The organism is Rhodonellum sp. (assembly GCF_030656585.1).
Classification (GTDB): Bacteria; Bacteroidota; Bacteroidia; order Cytophagales; family Cyclobacteriaceae; genus Rhodonellum; species Rhodonellum psychrophilum.
In genome coordinates, this window is the sequence record NZ_JAUSPP010000063.1 from 70,766 (window position 1) to 85,339 (window position 14,574).

Annotated in this window: 11 protein-coding genes and 1 tRNA gene; 1 reads left to right on the forward strand and 11 read right to left on the reverse strand. The window is 41.0% G+C overall.

The features are described from left to right. Positions 1-5 precede the first annotated feature (5 nt). From Q7J63_RS16115 to Q7J63_RS16165, 11 genes are read right to left on the reverse strand one after another with little or no spacing between them, the layout of a single operon-like run. The gene (locus Q7J63_RS16115; protein WP_019598036.1) at positions 6-587 is read right to left on the reverse strand and encodes a cytochrome c oxidase subunit 3; all 582 of its coding nucleotides are present in this window, start codon (positions 585-587) and stop codon (positions 6-8) included. Continuing rightward, the gene (gene cyoE, locus Q7J63_RS16120) at positions 587-1,492 is read right to left on the reverse strand and encodes a heme o synthase (protein WP_019598037.1); all 906 of its coding nucleotides are present in this window, start codon (positions 1,490-1,492) and stop codon (positions 587-589) included. The genes Q7J63_RS16115 and cyoE overlap by 1 nt, the downstream gene beginning before the upstream one ends. Continuing rightward, positions 1,489-2,571: a heme A synthase gene (locus tag Q7J63_RS16125; RefSeq protein ID WP_304887612.1), complete on the reverse strand. Its 1,083-nt coding sequence runs from the start codon at positions 2,569-2,571 to the stop codon at positions 1,489-1,491. The genes cyoE and Q7J63_RS16125 overlap by 4 nt, the downstream gene beginning before the upstream one ends. Continuing rightward, positions 2,552-4,435, reverse strand: a complete 1,884-nt coding sequence (locus Q7J63_RS16130) for a cbb3-type cytochrome c oxidase subunit I (protein WP_304887614.1) — start codon at positions 4,433-4,435, stop codon at positions 2,552-2,554. The genes Q7J63_RS16125 and Q7J63_RS16130 overlap by 20 nt, the downstream gene beginning before the upstream one ends. 16 nt (positions 4,436-4,451) lie before the next feature. Next, the gene (locus tag Q7J63_RS16135; protein ID WP_019598040.1) at positions 4,452-5,486 is read right to left on the reverse strand and encodes a cytochrome c oxidase subunit II; all 1,035 of its coding nucleotides are present in this window, start codon (positions 5,484-5,486) and stop codon (positions 4,452-4,454) included. A gap of 24 nt (positions 5,487-5,510) precedes the next feature. Then, positions 5,511-6,800 carry a hypothetical protein gene (locus tag Q7J63_RS16140; protein WP_026333660.1) on the reverse strand — a complete coding sequence of 430 codons (1,290 nt, stop codon included), beginning with the start codon at positions 6,798-6,800 and terminating at the stop codon, positions 5,511-5,513. 2 nt (positions 6,801-6,802) lie between these two features. Beyond that, on the reverse strand, positions 6,803-7,429 hold the full coding sequence (locus Q7J63_RS16145; protein WP_304887618.1) for a cytochrome c: 627 nt from the start codon (positions 7,427-7,429) through the stop codon (positions 6,803-6,805). Positions 7,430-7,443: 14 nt separating this feature from the next. Beyond that, the gene (locus Q7J63_RS16150) at positions 7,444-7,974 is read right to left on the reverse strand and encodes a DUF3341 domain-containing protein (RefSeq protein ID WP_019598043.1); all 531 of its coding nucleotides are present in this window, start codon (positions 7,972-7,974) and stop codon (positions 7,444-7,446) included. Further along, entirely contained in the window at positions 7,974-9,338 is a 1,365-nt protein-coding gene (nrfD, locus tag Q7J63_RS16155) for an NrfD/PsrC family molybdoenzyme membrane anchor subunit (protein WP_019598044.1), read from the reverse strand. Before nrfD ends, Q7J63_RS16150 begins: the two co-directional genes overlap by 1 nt. An 18-nt stretch (positions 9,339-9,356) precedes the next feature. Further along, positions 9,357-12,443 carry a TAT-variant-translocated molybdopterin oxidoreductase gene (locus Q7J63_RS16160; RefSeq protein WP_304887621.1) on the reverse strand — a complete coding sequence of 1,029 codons (3,087 nt, stop codon included), beginning with the start codon at positions 12,441-12,443 and terminating at the stop codon, positions 9,357-9,359. A gap of 39 nt (positions 12,444-12,482) precedes the next feature. Next, a complete protein-coding gene (locus Q7J63_RS16165; protein ID WP_026333661.1) occupies positions 12,483-13,739 on the reverse strand; it encodes a c-type cytochrome in 1,257 nt (418 codons plus the stop codon). A 636-nt stretch (positions 13,740-14,375) separates the two neighbouring features. On the opposite strand from Q7J63_RS16165, the gene Q7J63_RS16170 reads away from it, so the two are divergent. Continuing rightward, a tRNA-Cys gene (locus Q7J63_RS16170) sits at positions 14,376-14,446 on the forward strand. Positions 14,447-14,574: the final 128 nt, after the last annotated feature.

Sequence of the window (14,574 nt, forward strand, 5' to 3'; positions counted from 1 at the left end):
AATTATTAATGATTAAGAAGTAGGAACATAAACAAATATAACCAAAGTCCGCCAAGAAAATGCCAGAAAGTGACACACATTTCCAAGGTAGCCAATTGCTTTGAATGCACTTTGTATCTAAAGGACGAAATTAGTACAATAATTAGAAATATCACACCACTCACCAAGTGTAATCCATGTAATCCTGTAAAAACGTACAAAAATGATCCAGCAGGGTTACCTACGAAGTATACATCTCTTTCCACTAGGGCGATCCAACCATACCATTGACTCACCAAAAAAACGACTCCCAAAACAGATGTGATGACCATTCCGATCCTCAAATTCTGAAGATTGTCCTTTTTTGCTGAAATATAAGCCCAATGAAAGGTTAAACTACTTAGGACAATAATACCAGAAGAATACCAGAAAATTTCGGGAAGGTCAAATTCCAACCAATTTCCCTCCGATTGTCTGACAATATAAGCACTGGTAAGCGCCGCAAATATCATCACCACAGTCACAATAAAAAGCCACAGGGCAAATTTCTTAGGGTGCATGGCGATGGGCTGCTCAGCCGCCTCGATATAATTGAGTTTTTCTTCCATTACGATATTTTATCCAATAAATAGGAAATCTGTACAATGGGGAGATAAAGGAATGAACCGAACATGATTCTCAATGCTGATTTCCTGGAACAATCCCTCATTAAAGAAAAAGTCTGTGCCAAAAACAAGACGCCACAAACAGTTGCCACAATCCCCGAATTCAATCCGGTCAAACCAAAATAAGTAGGCAACAATCCCAATGGCAATAAAAACAGGGTATAAATCATGATTTGAATGGCAGTATTGAGATCTTTTCCTCCTCCACTCGGCAACAACTTGAAGCCGGCCTTTTTATAATCTTCATCACTTACCCAGGCAATGGCCCAGAAGTGTGGGAATTGCCAAATAAACTGGATGCCAAAAATGATCATGGCTTCATAGGAAATCGCTCCAGTGGCAGCAGTCCAGCCCAATAAAGGAGGCATTGCACCGGGAATCGCTCCTACAAACACCGCAATAGGACCGACACGCTTCAAGGGTGTGTAGACGAAAACATACAATATCATACTCAAAATCCCCAATCCAGTGGTCAAGGGATTCGTGAAAATCCAGAGTATGCTTATCCCTATAACGGCTATTATGGACGTAAACCAATAGGCTTCCGTCAAAGAAATGATATTCAATGGAAGGGGTCTGTTTTGAGTCCGCTTCATCAGCTTGTCATAATCCCGCTCCCATATTTCGTTTGCCGCGCCAGAAGCACCACTGATCAAAAAACCACCAACCATCAGCGCAAAAAACTTTCCCCAAGAAAACATCGCTCCGGAGTCTCCCAATATAAACCCAAAAACCGCGGAGAAAGTAACCAAGGCGGAAAGCCTAAATTTAATCAATTCATAATAAGCCTTCGCCCTAACAGACAATGCAAACATGAAGGAATAGTCAATTGTATCTACAGTTCTCATGAACCAGAATTTTCAGTGGTGATTTTTTTTTGATCGTTCAATTGAAGCAAAATTACGAATTGGATACCTATGACTACAGATCCAAGAAGTAAATGAATCGGTTGAAGAAAAGCCGGAATCCCAAAATAAGCCATCCCTACTCCTGATATAATTTCAAACAAGATCACAATAACCAAAATTTGAGACCATTTGAAAACACTTGCGTGCCTAAGTGAATACTTATAAATCTTATAAATAAACAACAAATGGATGGCCAATAGCAATATGGAATATGATCTGTGAATAGCAAAGGTAAGCCCCAAATGATCAATCCATTCTCCTCTTAGCATATTCCCGAACGTAAAGGCAACCATGTCCAATTCCTCTCTCACTTGCGTACCCAGAACGATTTGAATAATGGTGAGCACAAATCCCAAACCCAAAACAAGAAATAACCTGTTTGGTTTTTCAGTACTGAACCTAACAGCGTAAGCCAATCTATGGGACCTATAATGGATGTAAAGCAACAAACAAACTATCACCAGTGCCAACACCATGTGAAGCGTAATCATCCAAGTCAGTAAATTCGTGGAGACAACAATGGATCCAATCCATGCTTGGAACAGGACCAACAACAAATTGAAACCAGCTAATATGGGAATGACTTTGTCAAGATTCCAAAGTCTGATGGATCTGTAAAGTGTAAGCAAAACAAATAGTCCTATGACAGCACCCAACAGTCTATTCAAGTATTCTATCCAAGTTTTGACGGGATTGAATTCCTCTTCTACCAGGATGGATTTATCTTGTTGTATTTCAGTCGCTTTTTGGGAGAAGCCAAGATTCTGGAGCATTGAAACGAAATTCTCGTTTTTTTCTACTCTTTTGGCTAAATAGATCTCTTGGTAATTTAATGGAAGTTGGTCAACACTTGTAGGTGGCACCCAACTCCCAAAGCATTTTGGCCAATCGGGACAACCCATTCCTGAGCCCGTACTGCGTACAACTCCACCGACCAGAATAAGAAAATAAACAGCAATCACAGTGATCAAACTGATCCTGCGAAAGCTGTTTATGATTTTAAGATTCTCTTGATTCATTCGCTATCAAAACCTCCTCTTCTTCCGCAATGATTTCTTTTTCAAGCTTCACCAATTCCTGCTCATGCGGAAGATTGGATTCAGGCGTGGCAGACAATGGAACAGTTTGCATGATAAAGTCTTCTTTCGCTCCAGGTTTGGAATAATCATAAGGCCATCTGTAAACAGAAGGGATTTCACCTGGCCAGTTACCATGCCCTGGATGCAAAGGAGTAGTCCACTCCAAAGTATTGGATCTCCATGGATTAAGGGAAGCTTTTCTTCCTCTGTACATGCTGTAGAAGAAGTTGAACAAGAAGATAAATTGAGCGACAAAGGTAAGAATAGCAGCAATGGAAATGAACATGTTCAAGTCAGTGTACATACTAGAGAATTCAAAGTTGGTCCAAGTGTAATATCTTCTTGGAAAACCAGCTATACCAATGTAGTGCATTGGGAAGAAGACTAAATAAACACCGATGAAAGTCAACCAAAAGTGGATATAACCCAATTTCGCATCCATCATCCTACCAAACATTTTCGGGAACCAATGATACACACCCGCCATCAATCCAAAGAAGGAGGCCGAGCCCATCACCAAGTGAAAATGTGCAACTACGAAATAAGTATCGTGCAATTGAATATCAATGGCAGAATTTCCCAAGAAAATACCCGTCAAGCCACCAGAGATAAAGAAAGAAACAAGACCAATTGAGAACAACATGGCAGGAGTGAAAATCAAGTTACCCCTCCAAAGTGTAGTCAAATAGTTGAATACTTTCACCGCCGATGGGATCGCAATAATCAAGGTCAAGAACATAAAAATCGAGCCCAAGAAAGGATTTAATCCTGACACGAACATATGATGCGCCCAAACAACGAAAGACAATATAGTAATCCCCAACATGGAAATAATCATGGCTTTGTAACCAAAAATCGGCTTCCTTGAATTGGTTGCAATTACTTCTGAAGTGATACCCAAAGCAGGCAACAAAACGATATATACCTCAGGATGGCCTAAGAACCAGAATAAATGCTGATAAAGCACAGCACTACCACCCGTGTTTGAAAGGGCTTCTCCACCGATGTAGATGTCAGATAAGTAGAAACTTGTACCAAAACTTCTGTCAAACACCAACAGTAAAGCGGCGGCAAACAAAACAGGGAAAGACAATAAACCAATCACTGCGGTCAAGAAAAATGACCATATCGTCAAAGGAAGCTTTGAAAAAGACATTCCCTTGGTTCTCAAGTTGATCACTGTCGTAATGTAATTGATACCACCCAATAGGGAGGAAGCAATAAAAAAGGTCATTGCAATCAACCAAAGTGTCATTCCCATTCCTGAACCAGGTATTGCTTGCTCAAGTGCGGACAAAGGCGGATAAACCACCCATCCACCTGCTGCTGGACCCGTTTCCAGGAAAAGAGAAATAAACATGATAACTCCGGAAATGAAGAAGAACCAATAGGATAACATGTTCATGAATCCCGAGGCCATATCTCTTGCTCCAATCTGAAGAGGAATAAGGAAATTGGAGAATGTTCCACTCAAGCCAGCTGTCAATACGAAGAAGACCATGATCGTCCCGTGCATTGTCACCAAAGCAAGATAGAATTCAGGATTCAATGCTCCGGTATCATCTATCCAACCTCCTAAAATTGGTTTTAAGAAGGACATGTCCATCTCTGGAAACCCTAGCTGAAGCCTGAAAAGAACAGATAAGAAACCTCCAATCAAAGCCCAGAAAATGCCGGTGACCAAAAACTGCTTACCAATCATTTTATGATCAGTACTAAAGATGTATTTCGTTATGAAATTATCATGGTGCTCATGATCATCATGGGCGGTAGCACTGTGTAAAGCGGATTGAGCTGTTGCCATAATTTTAATAATTTATTTATTTGTTTTCGCTGATCGATATTTCAGCCAATTCTTTTAATTCTGTAGGTAAATCGGCAACCAAAGAAGGGTTGTTGACAATGTAAGGCTTTTGTTCAGCCAACCACTTTTTATATTCCGCCGGCTCTACCACCGTGATTACTTTTCTCATGGAAAAATGACCTCTTCCACAAACTTCAGTACAAGCGATCTCATATTCAAATTCTGGATCATTGAGTTCTGCACGCATCTCCTCAGTTGTTTTGGTAGCTGTAAACCAGAATCTGGTTGGCATACCTGGAACCGCATCCATTTTCAGCCTCATGTGAGGGGCAAAAACAGAATGCAGCACATCACGCGCCCTGATTTTGAAAATAACAGGCTCCCCTTTTGGGATAACCACAATCGGCGTATTGAAATCATCAAATGAATTTTTATCGGAGAAATCCACACCCGAAACGTTAGTGGCATTGATCAGCCTATAATCATATTCACCCAAAACATTATCCATACCAGGGTATCTAACCTCCCAAGCAAACTGATAACCCATGATTTCAACAACGTGTGCATTTTCTGGCGCTGGGCCAGTGATATCAGACCATGCTTTCCATCCACTGATGACCAACAATGCCAAAACTACTGCAGGAACTACTGTCCATATTACCTCAAGTCTATTGTTATGGGGGAAAAAGGCAGCTTTTCTTTTTTCATCGTATTGGTATTTGTAAGGAAACCAGAACAAAAGAATGTGTGTAATAATGAAAACTACACCAGTGACTGCCATGGTAATCCAAAACAATCTGTCTGTGATAACACCATGTTCAGAACCAATTGGAAGCTGATAATTGTCAAACTCCTTGATTGAATACCAAGTCATTAACGCTCCAAATACCACCATAAAGGCAACAAATAGGAAAGCGTTAACTTTATTGCTGCCAGATGCGATTTTTTTATCCGAGCCCTTCACTACCGTGACCAGGGTTTGGATTCTATATACCATCCAAACAATGGAAAGTAATAAAAGAATGCCTATTGCGATGAGAAAACCGTACATAATGATCGTTTTATCAGATAAATATTAAATGTGATGATGATAACTCTCCTCCAACATGGGGTGATTTTTTGGAACCAGATTGGCTTTGGCTAATCCTCCAAACACTACATAAGCAGCACCTGAAACATATACCAACAGCATTCCAATTTCAATAAATCCAATCCCTCCATTGTGTCCCAAAGTTCCCGGTTGTACCATTAAGAAGAAATCCATCCAATGACCAAATAGAATAAGAGAACAAATCAGTTTCAGAAATATCCCGTGTCTCTTTGAATCTCGTGTCATTAAAACAAGGAAAGGAAGAACAAAGTTTAACCCTAGGTTTACAAAAATGAACGGTCCATATACATCGCTGGACAGTCTCTCAATAAAGTAAACAGACTCTTCGGGAATGTTGGCATAATAGATCAACAAGAACTGGGAAAACCAGATGTAAGCCCAGAAGATCGAAAATCCGAATATAAATTTGCCAAGGTCATGTATATGGTTTTCATTGACCATCGGCAGATATCCCTTTTCTTTCAGGAAAATGGTAATCAAGGTAATCGCAGCAAGACCAGAAACAAACCAAGAAGAGAATACATACCAACCAAACATGGTGGAAAACCAATGTGTATCAATTGACATTACCCAATCCCAAGCAGAAACCGAAGAAGAAACAGCGAAGAAAATGATGAAAAATGCAGACCATTTTCTGATGTTATACCAATAATCGTTTCCACCATTCAGATCTTCTGCGTAGGATAGATTTTTCAATTTATTGAAGAAAAAGATCCAGAATCCAAAGAACAAGAACATCCTTACAATGTAAAAAACAGGGAAAGTTCCCTTGTCCATTGGCCAATAAAAGAAGCTGCCTTTTCCATCGATTATTTTATCATATTGAGCATCATTTTTATCGAATAGATAACTATGTGTCCAATGAAACAAATCATGATTGGCAATGAAGAAAGTCACGATCATCAAGACACCAGCATAGGGAAGCCAATATCCAAAAGAAAGTGGAACCCTCAAAAAACCGGTAGACCATCCTGCCTGCGCGGCATACTGAAGCGCAAAGAAGAAAACACCGATGATGGCGATACCAGTAAAATAAACATTATTGATCCAAAGGTTGGCATATAACCTTTGATACCAATGAAAGGCATGGCCTGCTCCCTCTTCGGCAGAATCGTGTCCACCTCCAAAAATTGCCAAAACAACGCCAATGGCAAGCAATACCGCTCCAATCACCATGACGGTGAGTATGGATTTCTTAAAAGCCGATGTGAAATCGAATTTTTGATTTAAGTTATAGTTTGTAACGTGCGCCATGATTATTGCTTCTGGATTTCTTGTTTAACATAGTGAACGATTTTCCATCTTCTTTCTTGGGAAATCTGGGATCCATGAGGAAGCATTCTTCCTTTTCCTGCCGTGATTACGTGGAATATATGGCCTTCTGGAAGATTGATGTAAGCACCACCTTTTAGATTTGCTACTCCTCCAATCACCTCACCGGCTTTGCCATCACCCTCTCCACCTAAACCATGGCAAGTGGAACAATACTGAATATACAGTTGCTGCCCTTCAGCCAAAACCTGATCATTGAATTCCACAGGATTTTCAATCAAGGCCGCTTTTTCCAATTCAAATGCCTTTAAACGGTAAGGAAGTGTTCCATTATTGCTTCTTGGGACTGTATTGGCAACAGGCTCTCTCATCGTCATTCCATGAGGATTGTTTGGATTACTGTTGTAAAACTCGCCTTTTTCATCTTCTCTCGTACTCAACCAACTTCCTTCTTCTTCATTTCGGATTTGGGAAAGTGGCTCGTAAGCGATTGAATGATACATTTGAGGCGCAAATTCATAGCCTGGCTTTTCGCCCGATGCCCCACAAGAGGAAAGACCAAAGGCCAAACCAAAAGAAGCAACTAAATTTATAGAATGTGTAAATTTCATATTTTCAATATTACCTATTCAAAACTTTTTTTATTCACTTCAGTAGCTCCTGTAGCTTTCAGGACATCTCCAATCGCCTCTTCTCCAAAGCCAGCATTGTTGGCAATATCGATGGCCATCACATGCTTGTCATCTGTGATTCTCAAATCAAAGATTCTCGCTTGACCCCAAGGCTTTAAATTACTACTGATCATAAATACGCCAACCATACCGAATGCAGCCAATAAGACCGTCAATTCGAAAGTCACAGGAACAAAGTCCGGTATTGCAGCATAATCCTTACCTCCGATAATCATCGGCCAGTCAATTTTCATCATATAAAATTGCATCACCAAGGCCAAAGTAGTCCCCAATAACCCAAAGAAAAAGGCAGCTATCGGCAATCTACTTCTCTTGTAGCCAAGTACATCATCCAAACCGTGAACTGGGAATGGCGAATAAACTTCGTGGATTTTAACGCCACTTTCTCTCACTCTGGTAACAGCATCCAACAACACATCCTCATCATCATAAACACCGAGGACAAAATTCTTATCTCTTTCCATTATTTATTAGCTTTTTGCGATGAAGACTTCACGATAGATTTAACCTCTGCCATGTTGATTACCGGGAAGAACTTGGCAAACAGCAAGAACAAGGTAAAAAACAATCCAAAAGTAAAGAGGTAGATTCCCACATCCGCCCAAGTTGGATAAAACATTGCCCATGAAGAAGGCAGGTAATCCCTATGTAAGGAGGTTACAATAATCACGAAACGCTCAAACCACATCCCGATATTTACTACCAAAGACAAAATGAAGGTAGCGACAATGGAAGTTCTGATTTTTTTGAACCAGAAAAGCTGAGGGGAAATCACATTACAAGTCATCATGGACCAATAAGCCCACCAATAAGGACCAGTTGCTCGGTTGATGAAAGCGTATTGCTCTGCTGCTACTCCTGAATACCAGGCTATGAAAAACTCAGTAATATATGCAACACCCACGATTGAACCCGTGATGATGATGACAATATTCATCAATTCAATATGCCCAATGGTAATGTAGTCTTCCAAATGGAACATCTTTCTAGTGACAATCATCAGTGTCAACACCATCGCAAAGCCAGAGAAAATCGCTCCCGCCACGAAATATGGAGGGAAGATCGTCGTATGCCATCCAGGTATCACGGAAGTTGCAAAATCAAAGGATACAATCGTGTGAACAGAAAGCACCAATGGTGTTGCAAGACCCGCAAGAATCAAAGCCACAGATTCGTACCTTGACCAAGTTTTGGCAGCTCCATCCCATCCAAAAGCCAAGGCTCCATAAATGGTTCTTCTCAAACCACTTGCTCTGTCTCTGATGGTTGCAAAGTCAGGAATTAGACCAATATACCAGAAAACCAATGACACGGAAAAGTAGGTAGAGATCGCAAAAACGTCCCAGAGGAGCGGTGAATTGAAATTCACCCAAAGTGAACCGAAAGTATTTGGAAGAGGAAGTGCCCAATAAGCACCCAACCAAGGTCTTCCCATGTGAATGACCGGGAACATGGCGGCACAAATAACAGCAAAAATTGTCATTGCTTCCGCTGCCCTATTGATGGCCATTCTCCATTTTTGTCTGAACAACAATAGAACTGCTGAGATCAGGGTTCCGGCGTGACCGATACCAACCCACCAAACGAAGTTGGTGATATCCCAAGCCCAACCTACGGTTTTATTGAGTCCCCACATGCCTATACCTTCCCAAAGGGTGGCAACAAGCGCAATGCTTCCTAACAACAATATACCCACCGAAAACAAAAGTCCAAGAATCCAGCCTAAACTGGGCTTCCCTTCCACCTGTCTCGAAACATCATGAGTAACGTCTTTTAAGGTTTTACCGCCCGTAATTAGGGGCTCGCGTATGGATGAAGTAACCTGCATATCTTATAAAATTGTTATTTACGCTTCTTTTTTGTCCTTATTTCTGATCTTGGTAAAATACCAAACGTTAGGGCTCACATTGATTTCTTCCAAAACGTGGAATGCCCTTTCTTCATTGACCTCCTTTATGGCAGAAATTGAATCTTCCTGAATTTTCAGCATCTGAGAGACTTTGCTTTCCATGTCGTTCATGTCACCGAATACGAGTGCATCCGTTGGACAAGCTACAGCACAAGCCACATTGATCTCACCATCCACGATTTTTCTACTTTCACGTTTGGCTGTCAGTTTACCTGATTGGATTCTTTGCACACACATTGTACATTTTTCCATCACACCTCTTGCCCTTACGGTCACATCTGGATTCAATACCATTTTACCCAAATCATTGTTTTGGGCAACGTTTACGGTTGCAAAATCTTTATTGTCGTGGTATTTAAACCAGTTGAATCTCCTCACTTTATACGGACAGTTGTTTGCACAATACCTTGTACCGATACACCTGTTGTAAGTCATTTGATTGAGACCTTCGGAAGAATGGGTTGTCGCAGAAACTGGACAAACCGTCTCACAAGGTGCATTGTTACAATGCTGACACATCATGGGCTGGAAAACAACCTCAGGATTTTCTGCGGCGATTTCCAATGCTTTGTTGTCACCAGCTTCGGCATCGGAGCTATAGTATCTGTCGATCCTGATCCATGCCATTTCACGTCGGTTCAAGACTTCTTGCTTGCCTACCACTGCGACGTTGTTTTCCACCTGACAAGCGACTGTACATGCACCACAGCCGATACAGGAATTCATGTCAATGGCTAGTCCCCAGTGGTGCTGGCTGTATTGGTGTCCTTTCCAAAGGGAAATTTTAGATGGCTTCACAAATTCACCATCTTTGTACACTTTTGGTTGGTATCTGCCTGCGAAGGCATCTTCCTTGTATTCCCCAAGTGTTGATTCCTGAACAACAAACGACCTGTCCATATAGGTTTGGTGCGTTTGGGTCTGTGCTATTTTATAAGAACCTGAAGTCAACTCAATGCTGACCCCTTCGGTAATGTCAAAATTCACGAAGCCTTTGGAAGCATCTAACAATTCATATGCATTGACTCCAATTCCATTGGCTACACGTCCACCTTTGGTACGACCATAACCCAATGCCAATCCTACTGTGCCGTTTGCTTGGCCTGGCTGAACCAATACCGGAACTGTCAATGTTTTTCCTCCAATGACAATATTTGCAGTTTTGGTAGCTCCTTCGGACATTTTCAGTCCGTTTTCAACCGCCCATTTCTGAGAAACGGTCAGGTAGTTGTCCCAAGTAGCCTTTGATATTGGATCTGACATTTCCTGAAGCCAAGGATTGTTGGCGAATACGCCATTTCCAATCCCTACTTTGGCATACATCGCCAATTCAGTTCCTGCATTATCGCCTTTGTAAGCGGCCGCAACAGCCGAAGCCGCTGAGGAGATGTCTGCTACACCTGCAATAGGTGCAGATTCAGTCTCAATAGTGAGGACCCCATTGTGCAATGATCCATCCCAAAACTGCTGGAAATCGGAAACTTCGGATTGTGTTTCGAAGAAGGATGTTCTCCAGTTTGCCTGTAAGAAATCATAATAATTCGTTGCTGCCCCAGCCCAGGCGAGGAAAGAATCTTGGGCTTGTCTGGTATCGAAAAGTGGGGAAATAGTTGGCTGGGCCAAGCTATATTCACCTTTTCTAGGATTGAAATCATTCCAAGACTCCAAATAATGATGATCTGGTGCCAAATACTGCACCAAGGATGCAGTTTCGTTCAAGGTTTCACTCGTAGATACTGAAACTTTTGCTTTGGCAATACCATCTGCAAGGACGGCTCCATTGGCAAAGTCATATACTGGATTACAGTTGTAGAAAACAATCCCGCCAACTCTTCCTGCATTAAGATCCAAAAGCAATTGGTTCATTTTGGCATCATCGCCTTTTCTGAAATTCGAAGGTCTTGAAAAATCAACGGTTACTCCGTTGTTTCCGAGAAGATCATTGATTCCGTTGACTACTACCTGCACGTTTGGATCGTTTGATCCAGAGATCACGATTGATTTGCCTCTATTGGCCCAAAGTTCCTGAGCAGCTTTTTCCAAATGCTCGATCGCTACTGGAGCAGCAGCATAAGTGGTGGCTCCTGCAGATTTTGCAATTGCATTGTATAAAGCCAAAATAGCCAATCCACTTTGGGATGGTTTGATAGCAGTTCTATAATCAGCATTTGCACCCGTCAAAGAAAGGTTGGACTCAAACTGAAAATGCCTGGACATTACAGGCTTCTCCTTGGTTATTTTCCTGCCTTTACTGTATTGTTTGGCGAATTCGATTGGGGAAATCCATGTTCCCAAAAAGTCCGCTCCAAAATTCACGATAACACTTGCTTTCTCAAAATTGTAAGTAGGCAAAATGGCAGTACCATAAACTATTTCCGCTGCTTTGGTGATGCCATAGCTAGAAAGCGGATCATAGGCAATTACCTCGGCCCCACCAAAAGCGTCTGAAAATAGTTTCAGGGACTTTTCAGTGGATGGGGAAAGAACTGTATTGGTTACTATTTTGACTACACCAGCACCGGCAAGTTTAGCTTTCAACTGGGCATCCAATGTTGTCCAATCGGTTTTTTCTCCATTGATATGAGGTCCGGAAAGACGCTCTTTATCGTATAAAGTAAGTACTGAGGATTCTACGATCGCATTTACACCACCTTGATTGATGGGCGAGAGCTTATTTCCATCAATTTTGATAGGCCTTCCTTCTCTTGTTTTCACCACAATAGAAGCATAATCACCTCCTGAGGAAAATGTAGATGCGTAGAAATTAGGAATGGATGGATTGATGTCCACCGGCTTGTTCACATATGGGATCGCTTTCCTGATAGGAGCTTCGCAGGAGGCCAAAGAGGCTGCTGCAAGACTAAATCCCATCAATTTAAGGAAATCCCTTCTGGTAGATCCGGTTTCTTCAGAATTGTTGGTTGGTAAGTAACCAGGGAATTCTTTATCGGCATGCTTCACAAACTCGGGATCGTTTGTCAATTGCTCCAATCCTTTCCAGTATGTCTTTTTATTTTCCTTCATTTTATATTCAAGAAAAGTAGTTTCTTAATTGATTTATAATTAATAATGACACTTTGCGCACTCCAATCCACCAATATCCTTCACTTTCAAAGCATCCTTGGATCCAGCATGCAGCTGCATCAATTTGTCATAGTATTCATTTCCTTGTGCGGCTATTTCAGTCTGTCTGTGACAGTCAATACACCATCCCATGGTCAGGGTGCTGTGTTGATACACCACTTCCATTTCCTGTATCGGTCCATGACAGGTTTGGCATTCGATACCCCCTACAGCCACGTGTTGGGAGTGATTGAAATAAGCAAGGTCGGGAAGATTGTGCACCCTCACCCACTCTATGGGTTGATTGTTGTCAACTGCCGCATATATCTTAGCAATTTCAGTAGAGATCCCTTCTTTTCCACCCACATTTTGGATATGTGTGTGGCAATTCATACAAATGTTTGCAGAAGGAATATTTGCTGATTTCCCAATTTCAACGCCTGTATGGCAATATTGACATTCTATTTCATACTGTCCGGCATGAAGCTCATGGGAAAAAGCGATTGGCTGACTTGGCTGGTAACCTTGCTGAATACCTACTGAATACAAACCATCAATCGCCGTTTTGGCAACCAACGCAATGACCAAGGCCGTTACGATGATTAGAAAAGCATCACTTTTGAACAGTTTTTTGACATCGAATTTTTGATTGATGAATTCATCGTCTTCCTCATCAAGTTTTTGATTGTTGAGGTATTTGGTCAGAACCGAAATAATCAATCCCAACACGATCAGAATCAGCAACAATACCACCACCAAAACAGCAACGATAATTGTCAGATATTCACTTGGAACACCCGATCCACCACCAACTTGAGCACCTTCACCAGCAGCACCTTCGACAACCGCCTCTGCCTTGTCTCCGTATTCTATGTAAGAAAGCAGATTCATGACATCATCATCAGACAAAAACTCATGGGCAGGCATGGCCAAATTGTTGTATTCCTTGTAAAGCGCGTTCGCTTGGGCATCTCCGGTGGCGATGAGGGCCTGAGAATTCTTGATAAAGCTTTTTGCCCAATCAATGGATCTTCGGTCAGAAACTCCCCTCAAGGCAGGTCCTGTATATTTTTGATCCAGCTTGTGACATGATTTACAATTGGCATTGAAAATGGTCTTTCCGGCCGCAACTGCTTCATCGCTATCAGAAACATCTGGATTGGCTGCAAAGGCTTGTGATCCCAACATTAGGAAAAACACCATAGCCAATGTGCTTATTCTCAGGGGAACACTTAATAATGAGCGTTTGATCGACATATATTTATTACTTATTAAACAGTTTTACTTCGAGGTTTTTAATAAACACTGCAAATGTACTACCCCAATTCTATATTTCAAACTTGACTAAAATATAGGACAGAGATCAGTAAACAGACCGCATTTTATTGTAAGACTCTATAATACAGGAATTTAAATACATTTAAAATGAATCATAATTAATTTAGAATCTTTATAAATAAAACTTTATAGACATTAATCAAACCTAAATAAAATTTGCACTCAAAACTTGCCCCTATTAATTCCTCTAAGTTAAAAAAAACGTCCATTTTTTTAACATTTCAAGAAATCTCGTTTTGCACTTTTGAAACCGTTCCAAATTTATTTTAATTTAAGTATACATTTAATAAAGGTCGAGTGGCCGAATGATAGGCAAAGTTTCGCAAAATCTTTCAGAGTGGTTCGAATCCGCTCCCACCCTCAGTTGTTTTCTGAAGACAATATTTTTCTCCGATTAAAGGCATAATAAACAGCCAAAAAAGAAATGAATAGTCATGTTGCACAATTCGTTTCATCTCAAACAAGACCAACTTCGAAGAATAAAAATCAAAAAAATTAAAACTTTGGTTTTGGTAAAGTTTAGATAATCCCTACATTTGCGTTCCGTTAACTAATGGTCGAGTGGCCGAGTGGCTAGGCAGAGGTCTGCAAAACCTTCTACAGCGGTTCGAATCCGCTCTCGACCTCTCTTTACATAAATACCATCTCCCAAAAAGAGATGGTATTTTTTTTTAGTCGTTCGGTATAAATTTTTAATTGTTCATTGCGAAAATCTATTTTTCGGATTTTTATGTTTGCCCATATCCGTTTTAAT